Source organism: Aeromonas sp. QDB18 (assembly GCF_027705325.1).
Classification (GTDB): Bacteria; Pseudomonadota; Gammaproteobacteria; order Enterobacterales; family Aeromonadaceae; genus Aeromonas; species Aeromonas caviae.
Genome location: NZ_JAPDBQ010000078.1, coordinates 1 through 19,606 on the forward strand (window position 1 = coordinate 1; position 19,606 = coordinate 19,606).

At 59.8% G+C, this 19,606-nt stretch carries 13 protein-coding genes and 1 pseudogene; 5 read left to right on the plus strand and 9 right to left on the minus strand.

Annotation, left to right across the window (positions count from 1 at the left end):
* Positions 1 to 106: 106 nt before the first annotated feature.
* The 8 genes from OKC30_RS12705 to OKC30_RS12740 all read right to left on the minus strand — a co-directional run bounded on the left by OKC30_RS12705 (position 107) and on the right by OKC30_RS12740 (position 8,167).
* Positions 107 to 1,051 (minus strand): TerC family protein, encoded by a 945-nt coding sequence (locus OKC30_RS12705; protein ID WP_029314355.1) that lies wholly within the window; start codon positions 1,049 to 1,051, stop codon positions 107 to 109.
* Positions 1,052 to 1,486: 435 nt separating this feature from the next.
* On the minus strand, positions 1,487 to 2,482 hold the full coding sequence (gene oppF / locus OKC30_RS12710) for a murein tripeptide/oligopeptide ABC transporter ATP binding protein OppF (RefSeq protein WP_010674333.1): 996 nt from the start codon (positions 2,480 to 2,482) through the stop codon (positions 1,487 to 1,489).
* Positions 2,483 to 2,596: a hypothetical protein gene (locus tag OKC30_RS12715; RefSeq protein WP_016351082.1), complete on the minus strand. Its 114-nt coding sequence runs from the start codon at positions 2,594 to 2,596 to the stop codon at positions 2,483 to 2,485.
* The gene (locus OKC30_RS12720) at positions 2,593 to 3,579 is read right to left on the minus strand and encodes an ABC transporter ATP-binding protein (protein ID WP_270664266.1); all 987 of its coding nucleotides are present in this window, start codon (positions 3,577 to 3,579) and stop codon (positions 2,593 to 2,595) included. The genes OKC30_RS12715 and OKC30_RS12720 overlap by 4 nt, the downstream gene beginning before the upstream one ends.
* A 108-nt stretch (positions 3,580 to 3,687) precedes the next feature.
* Positions 3,688 to 4,599 carry an oligopeptide ABC transporter permease OppC gene (oppC, locus tag OKC30_RS12725; RefSeq protein WP_010674331.1) on the minus strand — a complete coding sequence of 304 codons (912 nt, stop codon included), beginning with the start codon at positions 4,597 to 4,599 and terminating at the stop codon, positions 3,688 to 3,690.
* A 14-nt stretch (positions 4,600 to 4,613) separates the two neighbouring features.
* Positions 4,614 to 5,534 (minus strand): oligopeptide ABC transporter permease OppB, encoded by a 921-nt coding sequence (gene oppB / locus OKC30_RS12730; protein WP_270664265.1) that lies wholly within the window; start codon positions 5,532 to 5,534, stop codon positions 4,614 to 4,616.
* A 97-nt stretch (positions 5,535 to 5,631) separates the two neighbouring features.
* Positions 5,632 to 7,251, minus strand: coding sequence for an ABC transporter substrate-binding protein (locus OKC30_RS12735; RefSeq protein ID WP_128272867.1), 1,620 nt, complete (start codon positions 7,249 to 7,251; stop codon positions 5,632 to 5,634).
* A 280-nt stretch (positions 7,252 to 7,531) separates the two neighbouring features.
* A complete protein-coding gene (locus OKC30_RS12740; RefSeq protein ID WP_270664263.1) occupies positions 7,532 to 8,167 on the minus strand; it encodes a YchE family NAAT transporter in 636 nt (211 codons plus the stop codon).
* A gap of 1,050 nt (positions 8,168 to 9,217) precedes the next feature.
* Between OKC30_RS12740 and adhE the strand changes: the two genes are divergently transcribed.
* The 5 genes from adhE to OKC30_RS12765 all read left to right on the plus strand — a co-directional run bounded on the left by adhE (position 9,218) and on the right by OKC30_RS12765 (position 17,550).
* Entirely contained in the window at positions 9,218 to 11,893 is a 2,676-nt protein-coding gene (adhE, locus tag OKC30_RS12745) for a bifunctional acetaldehyde-CoA/alcohol dehydrogenase (RefSeq protein ID WP_041215422.1), read from the plus strand.
* A gap of 110 nt (positions 11,894 to 12,003) precedes the next feature.
* Entirely contained in the window at positions 12,004 to 13,239 is a 1,236-nt protein-coding gene (locus tag OKC30_RS12750; protein ID WP_124244364.1) for an HD-GYP domain-containing protein, read from the plus strand.
* 352 nt (positions 13,240 to 13,591) lie between these two features.
* On the plus strand, positions 13,592 to 15,283 hold the full coding sequence (locus OKC30_RS12755) for a sensor histidine kinase (RefSeq protein ID WP_045525458.1): 1,692 nt from the start codon (positions 13,592 to 13,594) through the stop codon (positions 15,281 to 15,283).
* Entirely contained in the window at positions 15,280 to 15,984 is a 705-nt protein-coding gene (gene btsR, locus OKC30_RS12760) for a two-component system response regulator BtsR (protein WP_010674324.1), read from the plus strand. Before OKC30_RS12755 ends, btsR begins: the two co-directional genes overlap by 4 nt.
* A gap of 144 nt (positions 15,985 to 16,128) precedes the next feature.
* Positions 16,129 to 17,550, plus strand: a complete 1,422-nt coding sequence (locus OKC30_RS12765; protein WP_103261847.1) for a carbon starvation CstA family protein — start codon at positions 16,129 to 16,131, stop codon at positions 17,548 to 17,550.
* A gap of 62 nt (positions 17,551 to 17,612) precedes the next feature.
* On the opposite strand, the pseudogene OKC30_RS12770 reads toward OKC30_RS12765, so the two are convergent.
* A pseudogene (locus OKC30_RS12770) lies at positions 17,613 to 19,255 on the minus strand (mechanosensitive ion channel family protein).
* Positions 19,256 to 19,606: the final 351 nt, after the last annotated feature.

A 19,606-nucleotide genomic window follows, 5' to 3' on the forward strand; every position in this document is an offset into this window, starting at 1 on the left:
CAAAGCCAAACCACAGAAGTATGCGACGAGAAAACCTAGTAAAAACAATGCCAGTCAGGCTTAACTGACTGGCATTATCCCGAGGGAGCCCTTTTTACTGCGCCGTTCACGCCGCCTTTTTGCGGGTCATCAGCAGACTCAGCCCCATGGAGGCCAGCAGGATCAGCGCCACCACGCCAAGGGCGATGCCGGTCGGTATCTTGAAGATATCGAGCAGCAACATCTTGACCCCGATGAACATCAGGATCAGCGCCAGGCCGTATTTGAGCAGGGCGAAGCGATCGGCCACCCCGGCCAGCAGGAAGTACATGGCGCGCAGCCCCATGATGGCGAAGATGTTGGAGGTGAGCACGATGAAGGGATCCGTGGTCACCGCGAAGATGGCCGGGATACTGTCCACCGCGAAGATGAGGTCGCTCACCTCCACCAGCACCAGGATGAGCAGCAGCGGGGTCGCGTAGCGCACACCGTCACGCCAGACGAAGAACTTCTCTCCCTCCAGCGTCTCGGTCACCTTGAAGCGACGACGCATCCAGCCGAGCAGGGCATTGTTCTCGAGATCCGGCTCCTTGTCGGCCGCCCACAGCATCTTGGCACCGGTCAGCAGCAGGAAGGCCCCGAACAGGTAGAGGATCCAGTGGAACTGCTCGATGAGCCAGCTGCCCGCGAACACCATGCCGGCGCGCATCACGATGGCCCCCAGCACCCCGTAGAGCAGGACCCGGCGCTGCAGCTCCGCCGGGATGGCGAAGTAGCCAAACAGCATCAGCCAGACGAAGACGTTGTCCACCGCCAGTGCCTTTTCGATGAGGTAGCCGGTGAGAAACTCCAGCCCCTTCTGGTTCGCGATTTCGCGCCCGGCACTGTGATCCAGCCAGAGCCAGATGGCCAGGTTGAACAGGAGCGCCACGCTGACCCAGATGAGAGACCAGATGCCCGCCTCTTTCAGCGACACCTTGTGCGCCTTGCCGCCACCGACAAAGCGGATATCAATCCACAACAGGACCAGCACTATGCTGAAGAAACCGGTCCACATCCACCATTCACCCATTTTCACTTCTCCCAAAACGACAAAACCCACGGCCGGGAGGCAGTGGGTTCGCGTTTGGAGCAGATACACCTTGCCTCTCGGCAAGGTCTCACTTACAGCCGACTTGCGTCAACTGCCCGGCTGCCGGGTGCACTGCAGGATATGGGTGCACCGTAATGACGACAAACCGGCGAGAAGTTACTCCCCTTGTGCGGCGGATAGTAGCAGCGACAACCGCTGGCGCCAAGAGGCATCTTATCCCCCATGCAATAAAAAGGGCGCCAGCACGCGCCCTTCTCGATACGGTTCTCCTTAAAACCTGTTTACGAGCTGTCGCGAGAGGTCGTCAACAAGGTAAAGAGCAGCGCAGGAACCGGAATGTATATGAATACATGAGGATTCCGAACAGCGCATGAGCCTTGATCACGGCCTCGCAGCAAGATCGTTAACAGGTTCTCAGAGCGGATCCACCTTGAGACAGGAAACCGCGTGGTCGAAGTTGCCCTCGAGCTGTGGCCGGGTCTTGGCGCACTCCGGGCCAGCCACCGGGCAGCGGGTGCGGAACACGCAGCCGGAGGGCGGATTCATGGGGGATGGCAAGTCCCCTTCCAGGATCTGAATGACCTTGCTGCGCTCCAGATCCGGATCCGGGATGGGGACCGCCGACATCAGCGCCTTGGTATAGGGGTGCAGGGGATTGGCGAAGATCTCCTTGCCGGTCCCGAGCTCCACCGCGTTGCCCAGGTACATCACCAGCACCCGATCGGAGATGTGTTTGACCACTGAGAGGTCGTGGGCGATGAAGATGAGGGAGAGCCCCATCTCCTTTTGCAGGGATTTGAGCAGGTTCACCACCTGAGCCTGGATGGAGACATCCAGCGCCGAGACCGGCTCGTCACAGATGATCATCTTGGGCTCGAGGATGAGCGCCCGGGCGATGCCGATGCGCTGGCACTGGCCGCCGGAGAACTCATGGGGGTAACGGTTCACCAGGTTCGGCAACAGACCCACCTTGGTCATCATGGCGCGCACCTTCTCCTTCACCTCTTCCCTTGGCAGGGTCGGGTAGAAGGTGATGAGGGGCTCGGCGATGATGTCCCCTATGGTCATGCGGGGGTTCAGGGAGGCCAGCGGGTCCTGGAAGATCATCTGGATCTCCTTGCGCTTCTCCCGCAGGGCGTTCTGCTCGAGCTTGGTCAAGTCCTGCCCAAGCCACACCACCTTGCCGTCGGTGGCCGGTACCAGGCCGATGAGGGCACGGGCGAAGGTGGATTTGCCGCAACCGGACTCCCCCACGACGCCCAGGGTCTCCCCTTCGTAGAGGCGCAGGGTCACCCCGTCCACCGCCTTCAGGGCGGAGGGCTTGGCCCAGGGCCAGGCCTTGTCACTCTTGATATGGAAGTGAACCTTGAGGTCGGACACTTCCAGCAGCAGTTTCTTGTCAGTACCCATTTAGTTCACTCCCTTGATCATGGCATCCGATACCCAGTGGCACGCCCGCTCCCGGCCGTCGTTGAACGGCGTCAGGAGCTTGGAGGATTGCTGGCCGCATATAACAGCATTCATACGCTCACCTCCTTGGCATTGATGGCATCAGACACCCAATGGCAGGCCCGCTCCCGGCCGTCGTTGAACGGCGTCAGAACTGGCGACTGCTTGCCGCAAATCTCGCTCACCCGGTGGCAGCGCTCCTGGAAGGGACAGCCGGTGGGCAAACGCAGCAGGTTGGGCGGATTGCCCGGAATGGTGGGCAGCTCTTCCCCTTCGGTGTCTAGGCGGGGAATGGCGCGCAGCAAGCCTTCGGTATAGGGGTGGCTCGGGCGATAGAAAATATCGTTGACCCGGCCGTACTCCATGGTCCGGCCTGCGTACATCACCAGCACCTTGTCGCAGATGCCGGCCACGACGCCAAGATCGTGGGTGATCATGATGATGGCGGTGTTGAACTCGCGCTTGAGCTCGTTCATCAGGGTCATGATCTGGGCCTGTACCGTCACGTCCAGCGCCGTGGTCGGCTCGTCAGCGATGAGCAGCTGCGGCCGGCACAGGAGCGCCATGGCGATCATCACCCGCTGGCGCATGCCGCCGGAGAATTCGTGGGGGTACATGTTCATCCGCTTGCGCGACTCGGGGATCTTCACCGCATCCAGCATGCGCACCGACTCCTCGAAGGCGGCAGCCTTGGTCATCCCCTTGTGCAGCATCAGCACTTCCATCAGCTGATCCTTGACCTTCATGTAGGGGTTGAGCGACGTCATGGGGTCCTGGAAGATCATGGCGATCTTCTCGGAGCGGATCTTGTTGAGCTTGTGCTCCGGCAGATTCAGGATCTCGTCCCCCTGAAATTTGGCCGAGCCGGTGATGACACCGTTCTTGGCGAGCAGCCCCATGATGGCAAAGGCCGTCTGGGACTTGCCTGAGCCTGACTCCCCGACGATCCCCAGGGTTTCGCCAGCAGAAAGAGAAAAGTTGAGGTCGTTGACGGCCACCACATTGCCGTCCGGGGTCTTGAACTCGACCCGCAGATCTTTCACATCCAGTAATTTCATCTCAGTACTCCTTATCGCGCTGTCGTGATGGGGGCCTGCCCGTGGTGAACGCGGTGCGTTCCCTGAACGGGTCTGATGGCCCCTTGGCGTCTTGCCGGTCCCTGGGTATCAGCGATCCTTGGGATCCAGGGCATCACGCAGACCATCCCCGAGGAAGTTGAAGCAGAACAGGGTCACCACCATGAAACCGGCGGGGAACAGGAGTTGCCAGATGGCCACTTCCATCGACTTGGAGCCTTCATCCAGCAGGGCGCCCCAGCTGGTCATGGGCTCTTGCACGCCCAGACCCAGGAAGCTCAGGAAGGATTCGAACATGATCATCCCCGGCACCAGCAGGGTGGCGTAAACCGCCACTATGCCGAGCACGTTGGGCACAATATGACGGGTGATGATCTTCCACTTGGAGACGCCGCAGACGTGGGCCGCCTCGATGAACTCCTTGCTCTTGAGACTCAGGGTCTGGCCGCGCACGATCCGCGCCATGTCGAGCCAGCTCACCGCGCCGATGGCGAGGAAGATGAGGGCCAGGTTGCGACCAAAGAAGGTCACCAGCATGATCACGAAGAACATGAAGGGGAAGGCGTTGAGGATCTCAAGCACGCGCATCATCAGGCTGTCGACGCGACCGCCGATAAAGCCTGACGCGGCGCCATAGAGGGTGCCGATGATGACGGCCACCAGGGCCCCCATGATGCCGACCATCAGGGAGATGCGTCCGCCGAGCAGGGTACGCACGAACAGGTCGCGCCCCAGGCTGTCGGTGCCGAACCAGTGGCCGGTCTCCATGTCCGGGGCACTCTGCATGGCCCCCCAGTCCGGGTCATCGAACGTGTACTGGGACAGGTGGGGCCCCACGATCACCGCCAGACCGATGATGGTCAGGATGATGAGGCTGGTCAGGGCCGCCTTGTTGCGCAGGAAACGGCGACGGGCATCCTTCCACAGGGAGCGTCCTTCCACCACTTCCACTTTCTGGGCGAACGCCTCGACGGCTTCGCGCTTTTCAGTTGTGACTACCATGATGAACTCCCGGCTTAGTAACGGATCTTGGGATCGATGACGGCATAGAGAATATCGACCACGGCGTTAAAGGTGATGGTGAGGGCGCCGACCAGAATGGTCAGACCGAGCACCATGGAGTAATCACGGTTGAGGGCACCGTTGACGAACAGCTGGCCAATCCCCGGCAGGCCGAAGATGGTCTCGATGACCACGGAGCCGGTGATGATGCCCACGAAGGCCGGTCCCAGGTAGGAGACCACCGGCAGCATGGCCGGGCGCAGCGCGTGCTTGAGGATGATGTGGCGCAGGGGCAGCCCCTTGGCGCGGGCGGTACGGATGAAGTTGGAGTTCATGGTCTCGATCATGCTGCCGCGCATGATGCGGGAGATGGCCGAGATGTAGTACATCATCATGCCGAACACCGGCAGTACCATGAACTGGGCGCCGCCCCCCTGCCAGCCTCCCGCCGGGAACCAGCCCAGATAGATACTGAAGAAGAGCACTAGCAGCGGTGCCAGCACGAAGCCGGGTATCACCACCCCGGCCATGGCCGACGACATCAACAGGTAGTCGATGAGGGTGTTCTGTTTCAGGGCCGCAATGGTGCCGAAGGTGACCCCCAGGGTCACCGCCAGCAGGAAGGCGACCGAGCCTATCTTGGCGGAGACAGGCAGGGCCTGGCTCACCAGATCATTGACGGTGAAGTCCTTGTATTTGAAGGAGGGCCCCAGATCCCCCTGGACCAGATTGCCGAGGTAAGTGAGGTATTGTATGCCGATGGGCTTGTCCAGGCCATATTTGGCTTCGATGTTGGCCAGCACTTCCGGCGGCAGGGCGCGTTCGCTGGTGAAGGGGTTGCCCGGGGCGAAGCGCATCATGAAGAAGGAGACGGTGATCAAGACCAGCAGAGTCGGGATCGCTTCCAATAGACGTTTAAGGATGAATTTCAACATAGACATTTCCTGTCCTGTACTGCTTCCAAAGGGTCGCGGTTGTAATAAAGGCCCGCCGTCTGGCGGGCCCTGCTTGTTATGCGACTTGTTTCTTTACTCAGTGAGCAACGATGTACATGTCTTTGCTGTAGATGTTGTCCAGCGGGTTGGCCGGGTAGCCGCCCACGTAGGGCTTGACCATACGGGAGGTCACGTACTGATAGATGGGGGCGATCGGCATGTCCTTGGCCAGGATCTCTTCGGCCTGGACATAGAGCTTGTTGCGCGCCTCGGCATCCACCTGGTTGCGGGACTCGCTCATCAGCTTGTCGAACGTCGGGTTGGAGTATTTGCCGTCGTTGTTGCCGTGAGTGGTCTGCATCAGATCCAGCATGGAGGAGGCTTCGTTGTAGTCGGCAATCCAGCCACGACGGGCCACATCAAACTGACCTTGCTTGAGCGTCTCCAGATAGGTCTTCCACTCCTGGTTCACCAGGCTCACCTGCACGCCGAGCTTCTTCCACATGGAGGCGACGGCCACGGCCACCTTCTTGTGGTTGTCGTCGGTGTTGTAGAGCAGCTCGAACTTGAGCGGGTTGCCCGGGCCGTAACCGGCTTCGGTCAGCAGCTCTTTCGCCTTGGCATCGCGCTCTGCCTGGGTCAGCTTGGACCAGGATGGTGCCACCGGCTTGAAGCCGTCCACGAAGTCGGGCACCAGGGCATAACCCGGGGTCTCACCCTTGCCCATCACCTTGTCGGCGATCACGTCGCGATCGATGGCGTAGGTGAGTGCAGTACGCACCCGCACGTCGTCATAAGGTTTGCGCTTGGTGTTGAAGGTGTAGTAGTAGGTGCCCACATAGCCGCTCACCTTCACTTCGTCCGGCAGCTCTTTCTTCATCTGCTTGAAGCGTTCGATGGGCATGTTGTAGGTCAGATCCACTTCGCCAGCCAGATAGCGGTTCAGCTCGGCGTTGGTGGACTGGATGGGCAGGTAGGTCACCTTGTTGATGACGGTCTTGCCGTTGTTCCAGTAGTTGGGGTTGCGCTCGACGTCGACGCGCTCGTTGACCACCCAGTCCTTCAGCACGTAGGCGCCGTTGGATACCATGTTGCCGGGCTGGGTCCACTTGTCACCGAACTTCTCGATCACCTTCTTCGGGACCGGATAGGTGGTGGTGTGGGAGAGCATGCTGACGAAGTAAGGCACCGCCTTCTCCAGCTGCACCTCGAAGGTGTGATCGTCCACCGCCTTCACGCCCAGGGTGTCGGCCGGCTTCTTGCCCGCGATGATGTCGGAGGCATTGATGATGGTCGGGATCTCCATGTACCAGGAGTAAGGAGAGGCCGTCTTGGGATCCACCGCGCGCTGGAAGGCAAAGACGAAGTCATGAGCGGTGACGGGATCCCCGTTGGACCACTTGGCATCCTTGCGCAGGTGGAACACGTAATGTTTGTTGTCCTTGGTTTCCCAGGACTCGGCGACGCCAGGCAGGGTTTCACCCTTGGGGCCGGAGGAGACGAGACCTTCGAACAGGTCACGCAATACGTTGGATTCGGGGGTACCTTCCACTTTCTGGGGATCCAGGGTGGCGGGTTCGGAACCATTGCCTTTCACCAGGGTTTGCTCGGGAGCAAGCTTGGTACCGGCGGGGACATCGGCGGCGTGAGCCAGGGTGGCGCCACCGAAAAGTGCAGTCAATAAAAGGGTATTAATAATTGTTTTTCTATGAGTCATTTCCATACTCCAACAAGAACATTCCATGCATTTGTTATCCACGAGACAAACACCTCGCTGCCCGCATAATTCCCTGACAATTCTGATAATGCAATAGATATCATCAGGAACAGGCCTCTTTCATGGTCAAAAAAACAACTTAAAACCATTTATTCAGCATTTAAATATCCCGAGGTGGTCGTTTTTCGTACAAGGCCGCTCGATTCTAGGAAATGACCAACAAAAAAGAAACAATAAAAAGCCGGTCACAAGGACCGGCTCCGACAAAAACGGACCTGGCTCACACCAGACCGGGGAAGACTCCCTTGATGCCCGCCACGATGATCTCGATGCCAAGGGACATCATGATGAGACCCATGATACGGGTCACCACGTTGATGCCGGTGTTGCCCATCAGCTTGAACAGCAGGGGAGCAGCCCGGAAGATGAGCCAGGAACAGCAGGCAAACGCCACCACCACCATGAACATGCCGGCCATCTGGGGCAGGGTCTTCTGGCTGGCATAGACGATGGAAGAGGAGATGGCACCGGGTCCGGCCATCAGCGGCAGTGCCAGGGGCACCACGGCAATAGATTCACGCGCAGCCAGTTCACCCTTCTCCTGCTTGTTGTGCTTCACCTCCCCCAGCTTGCCCTGCAGCATGGACCAGGCGATCAGGGTGATCAGCGAGCCACCGGCAATGCGAAACGACGCCAGGGAGATGCCGAAACTGTCGAGGATGAGCTGTCCCATGCACATGGAGACCATCAGGATGATCATCACGGCAATGTGGGCGGTGGTGTTGGTCTTGCGTCGATCCTCCGGCGACATGTGGCCCGTCAGGCTCACAAAGACCGGCAACAGACCCAGCGGGTTGATGATCGCGAACAGGCCGACGAAAAATTTCAGGTATAAAGAGAAGTCTATTGCTGCCATAGGCGCCATCCAGAACCAATACGAGCCACAAGGGGCCAGCCCCCAAACTGCGCGTAAATTTACACCATGGCTTTTCCCTTCTCCAATCAAATAATCTCACCCTTACCGCAATGCTGTTCAGATAAGCACATTTTTGACTAATTATTCATAAATGCGACTTGAGTTGGGGGAGCAAGGCTGTTTCCAGTCGATGTTCCTTCAGCCTTTATCCAGCGTGGCTTGCAATAGAAAGAGGGAGGCATCATGCCTCCCTCATTTTTTAGCCCTGATACTACGTGGACTGGAACTCAAATTCTCTTAAGTGAACAGCATTGCACCCTTACCGGGGCTTTTCAGTTAGTTCCGCTAATGTATCGAAAAAATTCAACATATCGGGTTGTTAAGGGAGAGAGGTCGCCATTAACATCGCCGGGTGCCATGGCAGCGCGTTATATCAACCCTCAGCCAAGAAACGATATTTTCGGCAAATGGCACCCTTGCTTCTCACCACGCCTGCTTGCCGCCCCCACCCGCTCCTGTGACCCCGATTTTTGGCCTTTCTCACCCTGGTGCGGCGCCAGTGGGGCCGGCTGTGAAGAGGTGACACGCTCCCTGCCACCGCCAGATGTGCTGTTTCGCCAGGGCGACTGGATGAAAACAACAACCCCTTTCTCAACATAAATGAAACGTCAGGGGAGTGGACGTTCTGCCACCATCACGGCGATACCGCCTCCCCCCATCCCGGCCAAGGCGAGAATTCATCGGATCCCCTTCCCTGAGCAGATATTCCAAGGGCGCATGACAGCAGCTCGTGGTGCCAAGAAAGGATGACACACTCCCGTAACATAGTGGTGCGACAAGGGGTGAAACAAAATTTCTTTTGTTCTTTTGTTACATATGATCCAGATCAATCTTTTCTGACACATCCCGACCCTATAATCGAGCCATAAAACAGTTTACTAAGGCATGTAAATACCCCGTTATGGTGATTCTCGCCTTGACAAGGTGGCTATAATTGCCGGGCATTGCCAAGGTCTTACTAAACAGTTTTCAAATCATCAGGAGATAAACATGGCAGTAACCAATTTGGCTGAACTGGATGCACTGGTTGCCCGCGTCAAAGAAGCACAGCGTCAATTCGCCAGCTTCTCGCAAGAGCAGGTAGACAAGGTCTTCCGTGCCGCCGCCCTGGCCGCCAGCAACGCCCGTATCCCCCTGGCCCAGATGGCCGTGGCTGAATCCGGTATGGGTATCATCGAAGACAAGGTTATCAAAAACCACTTCGCCTCCGAATACATCTACAACGCCTATAAAGATGAAAAGACCTGCGGCATCCTGAGCCAGGACGACGAGATGGGCACCATCACCATCGCCGAGCCGGTAGGCATCATCTGCGGTATCGTACCGACCACCAACCCGACTTCCACTGCGATCTTCAAGGCCCTCATCTCCCTGAAGACCCGCAATGCCATCATCTTCTCCCCGCACCCCCGCGCCAAGAACTCCACCAATACCGCTGCCAAGCTGGTACTGGATGCAGCCGTGGCTGCCGGTGCGCCGAAAGACATCATCGGCTGGATTGATCAACCCTCCGTCGAACTCTCCAATGCCCTGATGCGTCACGACGACATCAACCTGATCCTGGCCACCGGTGGCCCGGGCATGGTGAAGGCCGCCTACTCCTCCGGCAAACCCGCCATCGGTGTGGGTGCGGGCAACGTGCCCATCGTCATCGACGAAACCGCCGACGTGAAGCGTGCCGTCGCCTCCATCCTGATGTCCAAGACCTTCGACAACGGCGTGGTCTGTGCCTCCGAGCAGGCTGTCATCGTGGTCGACTCCATCTACAACCAGGTCAAGGAGCGTTTCGCGACCCACGCCGGCTACATCCTCTCCAAGGACGAAGCGGACAAGGTGCGTAAAGTGCTGCTGATCAACGGCGCCCTGAACGCCGACATTGTGGGCCAGCCGGCCACCAAGATCGCCGCCATGGCCGGTGTGACCGTGCCTGCCACCACCAAGATCCTCATCGGTGAAGGTCTGGAACTCTGCGCGGAAGACGAGTTCGCTCACGAAAAACTCTCCCCGACGCTGGGTATGTTCCGTGCCAAGAACTTCGAAGAAGCCGTCGAAATGGCCTGCGACATGGTCAACATCGGTGGTATCGGCCACACCTCCGGTCTCTATACCGACCAGGATCGCAATGCCGACCGCATCAAGTACTTCGGCGACAAGATGAAGACCGCCCGTATCCTCATCAACACCCCCTCCACCCAGGGTGGGATCGGTGACCTGTACAACTTCGCGCTGGCCCCGTCCCTGACCCTGGGTTGCGGCTCCTGGAGTGGTAACTCCATCTCCGAGAACGTCGGTCCCAAGCACTTGATCAACAAGAAGACAGTCGCAAAACGGGCAGAAAATATGCTGTGGCACAAACTTCCGAAATCCATCTACTTCCGTCGTGGTTCCCTGCCGATCGCCCTGGGCGACCTGGAAGGCAAGAAGCGCGCCATGGTGGTGACCGACCGCTTCCTGTTCAACAACGGCTATGCCGATGAAGTGGTTCGCCTGCTCAAGAAGCTGAACATGGAAGTGGAGATCTTCTACGAAGTGGAAGCCGACCCCACCCTGTCCGTGGTCCGCAAGGGCGCCGAGATGGCCAACTCCTTCAAGCCGGACGTGATCGTCGCCCTGGGTGGTGGTTCACCCATGGATGCCGCCAAGATCATGTGGGTCATGTACGAGCACCCGGACACCGCGTTCGAAGACCTGGCCATGCGCTTCATGGACATCCGCAAGCGTATCTACAAGTTCCCGAAAATGGGCGTTAAGGCCGAACTGGTCTGTATCACCACCACGTCCGGTACCGGTTCTGAAGTGACCCCGTTTGCGGTCGTGACCGACGACGCCACCGGCATGAAGTACCCGCTGGCCGACTACGAGCTGACCCCGAACATGGCCATCGTGGATGCCAACCTGGTGATGGGCATGCCCAAATCCCTGTGTGCCTTCGGTGGTATCGACGCCGTGACCCACGCCATGGAAGCCTATGTCTCCGTGCTGGCCAACGAATACTCCGACGGTCAGGCGCTGCAAGCCCTGAAACTGCTGAAGGACTACCTGCCCTCCAGCTACATCAACGGCGCCAACGACCCGGTTGCCCGCGAGAAGGTGCACAACGCCGCCACCATCGCCGGTATCGCGTTCGCCAACGCCTTCCTGGGTGTGTGCCACTCCATGGCTCACAAACTGGGTGCCGAGTTCCACATTCCGCACGGCCTGGCCAACGCCCTGCTGATCAGCAACGTCATCCGCTACAACGCGAACGACAACCCGACCAAGCAGACCGCGTTCTCCCAGTACGACCGTCCGCAGGCTCGCCGTCGCTACGCCGAAGTGGCTGACCACCTGGGCCTGACCGCTGCCGGTGACCGTACCGCCGCCAAGATCGAGAAGCTGCTGACCTGGCTGGACGAGCTGAAGGCCACCCTGGGGATCCCGGCCTCCATCCGCGAAGCCGGCGTGAACGAAGCGGACTTCCTGGCCAAGGTAGACCAGCTGGCCCTGGAAGCCTTCGATGACCAGTGCACCGGCGCCAACCCGCGCTACCCGCTGATCACCGAGCTGAAAGCCATCCTGATGGACACCTACTACGGCCGTCCCTTCATCGAGGAAGCCCCTGCTGCCGCCCCGGTTGCAGCCAAGGTCGACACCAAGGTGGACAACAAGAAAAAATCCAAGGCCTGATAAACGCCACGGATGACAAGAGCCCGCGCACATGCGCGGGCTTTTTTGTTTGTCTATCTGTTTAATTTTGCTAGCTTGTTGATAGGCAAATTCGACAGAAGAGCTAGTCCATGGCGCTGATACAGGCCTCTATCGAGCAGTTGAGAGTCGGCCACTACATCCATCTTCCCACGGGATGGACGAGCCACCCTTTCATGTTCAACGCCTTCAAAATCAAGGACCAGCAGCAGCTCGACATCATCCGCCACCTCGACCTGACCCTGCTGATGGTGGATCCCGACAAGAGCGATCTGCCGGTAGAGCCCCTGCTGCGGGCCGAACCCGTTCCCTCTCTTGAGATGAGCGACACCGGGGATACCGCCCCCTCTTCTGAGGGCCCCACCTTCGACGAAAAGGCGTTCAGGCGCTCCCTTCGCATCGCGGACAAGGCGTTCGGTCAATCCCTGTCAGATCTTCGCGACGCCCTTGGCGCCCTCAACCTCAAACCGGACGAAGGCCTGGCCAATACTGCGCAGATAGTGCGCAGCACCGCCGCCCGTCTGGCAGAACACCAGGGGCCGCTCGGTCTGCACCTCATCCGCAGCCAGAACACGGATACCCTGCTGCAACACAGCCTGAGCGTGGCCTTCATCGCCATGCTGATGGCACGGGAGCTTGGCATGAATCCCGTCGAGATCGAGGAGACCGGTCTGGCGGGCCTGATCCACGACATCGGCGAGCTCAGGATCCCGAGCCAGATCATCCAGAAGCGTGGGGAGCTCAGCAAGGCGGAGCAGAATTTCCTCAACATGCACCCCCAGTACGGACTGGAGATGCTCAACCAGTTGCAGGCTTTCGAACCCAGGATCCGCGAGGTCGCCTACCTGCATCACGAACGCCTCGATGGCAGCGGTTTTCCCCTCGGGATCAAGGGCGACAAGATCCCCCCCCTCGCCCGCCTCATCGGGCTGGTGGATCACTATGACGAGCTGCTTCACCCGCGCAGCGGCCTCAACCCGCCGGGGCCCAGCCAGGTGATCGGCCAGCTCTACAAGCTCTCCCAGAAGAAGTTCGAGCAAACCCAGGTCAGGTTGCTGATAAAGGTGCTGGGGGTCTATCCACCGGGTTCCCTGGTGCGCCTGGATGACGATGCCCTGGCCCTGGTGCTCTCCACCGAGCCCAGCATGCCCCTCAGACCCAAGGTGCTGCCCTACCTCAAGGGGCAGCGGCCGGAAGGGGTGGCCATGATCGATCTGCGGGAAGATGCGCGAAGCATCGTCGCCACCCTCAGACAGGAAGAGCTGGACGACGCGCAACGCGCCTTTTTCGGTCTGGGTCGGCGGGTCTGTTACTATTTCGCCTTCTGAGTTATCCCCAGAAGCTGGGGATAACTCATTGGACAAACCTGAATAATTGCTCAGGTCCCCTCGAAATCGTCCACCATTGGAGCTGGATAAAAAACGCCCAGCCGATGGCCGGGCGGAGCATGCCACATCCGTGTGGTGTATCCGGTGGATACCTTCATGCTCGCATCAGCAATATCAAGCGGGCACCGATTACACAAATATCAATTTAACGTGCTGATTTTATATGGTTTTATTTTTCCATTCTGGCAAACTGCCGCAGCGTTCAGCCCGCAGCCCGCATCAAGACGGGCTCAGGCTCACCCTGCGTCATGACAACGCCCGGCTCCGGCGTGGTGTTTGAGGAAGCTTTTTTATGCAACTAGTCCTCTCTCTGCTCCAGCAGATGAGCGTCAGCCTGGTCATCGCCTACCTTTTTTCCAAAAGCCCCCTGTTGCGTCCCCTGGCCAACTACTCCGTCAGGCTGCCCCACAAGGTGCTCATCTATGTCATCTTCTCCTGCTTTTGCATCCTGGGAACCTATGTGGGCCTCGACATCGATGACGCCATCGCCAACACCCGGGCGGTCGGTGCCGTACTGGGGGGACTACTGGGTGGCCCCCTGGTGGGATGCCTGGTAGGGCTGACCGGCGGCCTGCACCGCTATACCCTGGGGGGGTTCACCGATCTCGCCTGCGCCATCTCCACCACCTGCGAAGGCTTGCTGGGGGGGCTGGTGCACTGGCGGCTGATGCGGGCAGGCAGGGTCAATGACCTCTTTGCCCCCAGGGTCGCCTTCTTTACCACTTTCGTGGCCGAGATCATGCAGATGGTGATCATCCTGCTGGTTGCCACCCCCTTCGACAAGTCCCTGCTGCTGGTGCGCACCATCGCCACCCCCATGATCCTCGCCAACTCCTGCGGGGCGGCGCTCTTCATCAGCATGATCCGCGACCAGCAGCGGATGTACGAAAAGTTCTCCCGGGTCTTCTCCGCCAAGGCGCTCACCATCGCCAACCGTACCGTCGGCATCATGAGCCAGGGGTTCACTCCGGAGGCCAGCGGCAAGATAGCCCATATCGTTCAGGAAGAGACCGGCGTCGGCGCCGTCGCCATCACGGACACCGACAAGATCCTCGCCTTCATAGGCACCGGAGAAGATCACCACAAGCCGGGCACCCCCATCACCTCGGCGATCACCCTGCAAGCCATCGCCCAGAACAAGGTGCTGTTCGCCGATGGCAACAGCCAGCCCTATCGTTGCAGCATCTCCCCCCAGTGCCAGCTCGGCTCCGTGCTGGTGATCCCCCTGCAGGGTGACGAGGGAGTGATCGGCACCATCAAACTCTATGAGCCCAAGAAGCGGCTCTTCCTCAAGATCAATCACACCCTGGGAGAAGGGATCGCCAACCTGTTGTCCCAGCAGCTGCTGGCAGGCCGCCTGGAGCAGCAGCAGCGCCTGCTGGTGCAATCCGAGCTCAAGCTGGTGCAGGCACAGATAAACCCCCACTTCCTGTTCAACACCCTCAACACCATCAGCGCCATTACCCGCCGCGATCCGGGACGGGCACGGGAGCTGCTGCTGCACCTCTCCCGCTTCTTTCGCAACAACCTCAAGCGCCAGAGCGGCCTGACCACGCTGCGTGAGGAGCAGGAGCACTGCCTCTCCTACCTGGAGATAGAGCAGGCCCGCTTTGGCGAGCGGCTTACCGTCATCAACGAGATCCCGCCCCACCTTGCCGAGGTGCAACTGCCGAGCTTCACCCTGCAGCCCCTCATCGAGAATGCCATCAAGCACGGCATCTGCTCCCTGCTGGGAGAGGGGCGACTTCGCCTCTTCGCGAGGGAAACCCCCGAGGCGATCACCCTTTGCGTCGAAGACAACGCCGGGGCCTGGCAGCCATCCGGCCAGGGGGATGGCCTGGGGATGAGCCTGGTGGACAAGCGCCTCAAGAGCGCCTTTGGCGAGCGCTATGGCATTGACGTCCAGTGGGAGCCGGAGCAATGGACCCGGGTCTCCCTGACACTCCCACGACAACCCCGCACCACCGCCAAGGAGATGACATGATCCGCACCCTGATCGTCGATGACGAGCCCTATGCCCGCGAGGAGCTGGCAGAGCTGCTGGCCAGCGATCCCGACATCGAGATCCTGGGCATGGCGGGCAACGCCATCGAGGCGCTCGGCCTCATCCAGCAACTCAAGCCGGATGTGGTGTTTCTCGATATCCAGATGCCCAAACTCAGCGGCATGGAGCTGGTGGCCATGCTCGATCCCCTGCCCCGCATCGTCTTTGTCACCGCGTTCGACGACTACGCCATCCAGGCGTTCGAGGAGAACGCCTTCGATTACCTGCTCAAGCCGGTGGAGCCGGCGCGCCTCGCCAAGACCCTGGCGCGGCTCAGGCAGGACATCACCCCGCAACCGGTCGGAACCCTGGCCCCGACCATCCACCATATCCCCGGATACCTGCACAACCGGGTGCGGCTGCTCCCAACCTCCCAGGTGGAGTACGCCTTCTCCGATCTCGGCGGCGTCCATGTCGCCTGCCAGGGCGAGCTGTTTCACACCCAGCTCACCCTCAAGTCCCTCGAGGAGAAGACCCCGCTGCTGCGCTGTCACCGCCAGTATCTGGTGGCCCCGGCCGCCATCTTCGAAATCCGTTTGCTGGAGAATCAGCTGGCGGAGATCGTGACCCCGAGCGGGGCCCGGGTACCGGTCAGCCGCCGCTACCTCAAGGAGCTAAAAGACGAGCTGGGACTGGAATAAAACAGGGCGCGATGTGCGCCGGATCACAGCGGACAACCGCTCGGGTCGCCATGTCGCCGCTCACCCCCTCTCACCTGCCGTTAACAGAAGTCCCCCCCTACACTGGCTGCGCACACCAAAAAATAACAAAGCAGGAGCGTAGCAATGATCTGGTTCTTCCTCTGTGTCGGCTTGTTGATAGCCGGCTACTTCATATACGGCAAATTCATCGAACGGATATTCGGGCCCAAACCCGAGTTGAAGACCCCCGCCATCACCATGGCGGACGGGGTGGACTATGTCCCCATGTCGGACAAGAAGGTCTACCTGGTTCAACTGCTCAACATCGCAGGCGTCGGCCCCATCTTCGGCCCCATCCTGGGTGCCCTCTATGGTCCGGTCGCCATGCTCTGGATCGTCTTTGGCTGCATCTTCGCCGGTGCGGTCCACGACTATTTCTCCGGCATGCTGTCGGTACGCGCCAGGGGCGCCTCGGTGCCGACCGTGGTCGGTGAGCACCTGGGCACCGCCGCCAAGCACTTCATGAACCTCTTTGCCGTGGTGCTCCTGATGCTGGTGGGCGTGGTCTTCGTCCTGAGCCCGGCGGGCCTGCTCGCCAACCTCACCTCCACCGATCTGGTCTACTGGATTGCGGCCATCTTCGCCTACTACATCCTCGCGACCATCGTCCCCATCGACAAGATCATCGGCCGCTTCTACCCCATCTTCGGTGCGCTGCTGGTCTTCATGTCGGTCGGCCTCATCATCGGCCTCATCGTCTCCGGCAAGGGCTTCTACAACACAGGGATGGACTTCTCCAACCTGCACCCGACGGACCTGCCGCTCTGGCCGCTGCTGTTCATCACCATCGCCTGTGGTGCCGTCTCCGGTTTCCACGCCACCCAGTCCCCGCTGATGGCGCGCTGCATGCAGAACGAGAGCTCCGGTCGCTTCATCTTCTACGGAGCCATGATAGGGGAAGGGATCATCGCCCTCATCTGGTGCACCCTGGGTCTCTCCTTCTACGACAGCACCGAGGCACTCAACGCCACCCTGGCCAGCGGCGGCCCCTCTGCCGTGGTGCACGAAGTCTCCACCAGCCTGCTCGGTACCGTGGGCGGCATCCTGGCGATCCTCGGCGTGGTGATCCTGCCCATCACCTCCGGTGACACCGCGTTTCGCAGCGCCCGCCTCATCGTGGCGGACTTCCTGAACCTGACCCAGAAGCCCATGGCCAAGCGTCTGCTCATCGCCATCCCCATGTTCATCCTTGGTTTCATCATCTCCAAGGCCGAGTTCGGGGTGATCTGGCGCTACTTCGGCTGGGCCAACCAGACCACCGCCGTCATCATGCTGTGGGCTGCGGCCGCCTACCTCATCAAGGAAGGCAAGCTGCACTGGGTATGCACCATTCCCGCCATCTTCATGACCGCAGTGGTCATCACCTACCTGGCCAACGCCCCCATCGGTTTCGGCCTCGAGATGAATGTTTCCACCATCATCGGTCTGGTGAGCACCGCCCTCATCACCCTCGCCTTCCTGGTGAAATTCAGGCCCTCCCAACTGAGAGAGGCCAAGGAGAACTGAGGCGTCAGCTTCTCTTCATGACAAGAGGCCCGGCATTGCTGCCGGGCCTCTGCTTTTCGTGGTCACTCCCTGACGGGGGGCTCGGCGGGATCGGGCGCCCGGGCCGGCGCCTGATACCACTGCTCCCTGGCCACCAGCACAGCCTGCTCCGGCTGGGCAATGAAGTTGGGGGACATGATCTGCACCCCGAACTCGTTGAATACATCCTGAATATGGCCATGGAGTTCCGTCTTGACCACCGCAGGGAGTTCGCTTGCCTTCATCCTCACCTGCAACTCGTACTCCACATACCAATCCTGCAGATTCAACTGCCGCACCAGGGGAGCTTCATCCTGATTGAGCCGGGTGCAGCGCCGCGCGGCCAGCTCCAGCATGGCATGTACCTGACGCCAGGGGGTGTCATAACCGATGGTCACCTTGGTCAACAGGACCACCCCCTTCTCGCCCGCCAGCCGTGTCAGGTTCACCACCTTGCCCCCCACCACCACCGCATTGGGCAGCGTGACCTCGTGATCCTGTCGCGTCACCAGCTTGGTCGAGAGGGCATTGAGCTCGCTCACCATCCCCTCCACCTCGCCGATCTGCACCAGATCCCCTGGCCGCAGTGCGCGGGAGTAAATGAGCACCAGGCCGCTCATGGCATGGTTCATGATACCGGCCGATCCCAGTGTCACCATCAGACCGAAGAAGACGCTGATCCCCTTGAAGGCATCGGAATCCGCACCCGGCAGATAGGGGTAGGCCACCGTCAGGGCAAACAGCCAGATCACCACTGACAGCAGTCGCCGGGTGGCGCCTATGGTCTCGGCGTGCAAACCCTGCACCCGAAACTGGCCACGCTCGATGCGGTCGAAGAGGATGGCCCACATCTTGATGAAGAAACGGGTGATGACCACGATAAGCAGCACGGTTACCAGACCGGGCATGGCGGCAATCATGCCCTCCAGCATGTCGCCACACAGGGCAAACAGGGATTCCCCAAGCTGATAGCTCCAGGCCCGGGTCTGGGGGAACAGGCCGAGCACATAGGTCAGCCAGCCATAGGTGAGCATGAAGATGAGCAGCAGCGTGATGAGGCCGAGCAAGCGGACCTCGACATTCCCGGTGACCTGGCGCCAGGAGTGGGGGACCAGCCCCTTCTGCAGCAACAGGCGGTTGGCCAGCCACTTTCTGACTCGCCGATGGCCCCGCTGCAACAGCCAGATGAGGCCGAAGAAGATCAGGCTGACCACCACCGCCAAGCCGACGGCTCTGAGCAAATAGGGGGTCGAGTGCAGCTCGAGATACTTGATGCGCACGCCGTCGAGCCGATGCAGGACACGTTCGGCCGCCTGATCCAGGGTCAGCTCGTCGAATCATCAAGGTCCCCTTCCAGCAACACCAGAATGCGCTTGCCATTGACCAGAAACTCCCGGCTCTCCTGGCCGTGTCGGCTGCCTTTCGTCACGGCCACAGGCGTCATGAGGTCGCTTGGCTCCATCCGCTGAACTAGCTCATGGGCCAGCCGTACCCTGGCCGCCCCATCCAGGTTGCCATATTTAGCCGTCAGCATGACGATGGGTTCATGAAGCAGGACCAGGGTCTGTGCCAACTCCTGCTCATTGGGCTCCATTCTGGGTTCGGCGGTCCAGCCGAGGCGGGACCACAACAGGCAGATCAGCAACAGGCCAAGCCGCCATCCTTTGCCACTGCACCATTCGTTCATCAGGTTCACCTCTCACCTTGCCCGGGCATCTATTGCTGTTTGATTTTATCTAACCAAATCAATTTTGTGTGTTAAATGAGCAACCGATGAACCATGCCTGTACCGCCACACCAACTCTCCGATTGCAGACTTGCACCGAGGGCATATGCTGTCATTATTGCCGAAGCCTCGACTCGACAATCGAAGCATTGTTAGCGACTCAGACGGGAGAAATCGATGGTACTTGACTACATTGCCCTGGGGATCCTGGTGTTTGTCGTCTTGGTCATGTTCTTTGACATCCTCCCCCACCTTAGCGCTTCGCGTCACAGGAGGGGGATCCCCATTACTGGGTGATAGCTGCTCGCGCAG

Coding starts and splice junctions, on each gene's coding strand:
- OKC30_RS12705 (WP_029314355.1), bottom strand. CDS start 1,051: ATGGGTGAATGGTGGATGTGGACCGGTTTCTTCAGCATAGTGCTGGTC.
- oppF (WP_010674333.1), bottom strand. CDS start 2,482: ATGGGTACTGACAAGAAACTGCTGCTGGAAGTGTCCGACCTCAAGGTT.
- OKC30_RS12715 (WP_016351082.1), bottom strand. CDS start 2,596: ATGAATGCTGTTATATGCGGCCAGCAATCCTCCAAGCTCCTGACGCCG.
- OKC30_RS12720 (WP_270664266.1), bottom strand. CDS start 3,579: ATGAAATTACTGGATGTGAAAGATCTGCGGGTCGAGTTCAAGACCCCG.
- oppC (WP_010674331.1), bottom strand. CDS start 4,599: ATGGTAGTCACAACTGAAAAGCGCGAAGCCGTCGAGGCGTTCGCCCAG.
- oppB (WP_270664265.1), bottom strand. CDS start 5,534: ATGTTGAAATTCATCCTTAAACGTCTATTGGAAGCGATCCCGACTCTG.
- OKC30_RS12735 (WP_128272867.1), bottom strand. CDS start 7,251: ATGACTCATAGAAAAACAATTATTAATACCCTTTTATTGACTGCACTT.
- OKC30_RS12740 (WP_270664263.1), bottom strand. CDS start 8,167: ATGGCAGCAATAGACTTCTCTTTATACCTGAAATTTTTCGTCGGCCTG.
- adhE (WP_041215422.1), top strand. CDS start 9,218: ATGGCAGTAACCAATTTGGCTGAACTGGATGCACTGGTTGCCCGCGTC.
- OKC30_RS12750 (WP_124244364.1), top strand. CDS start 12,004: ATGGCGCTGATACAGGCCTCTATCGAGCAGTTGAGAGTCGGCCACTAC.
- OKC30_RS12755 (WP_045525458.1), top strand. CDS start 13,592: ATGCAACTAGTCCTCTCTCTGCTCCAGCAGATGAGCGTCAGCCTGGTC.
- btsR (WP_010674324.1), top strand. CDS start 15,280: ATGATCCGCACCCTGATCGTCGATGACGAGCCCTATGCCCGCGAGGAG.
- OKC30_RS12765 (WP_103261847.1), top strand. CDS start 16,129: ATGATCTGGTTCTTCCTCTGTGTCGGCTTGTTGATAGCCGGCTACTTC.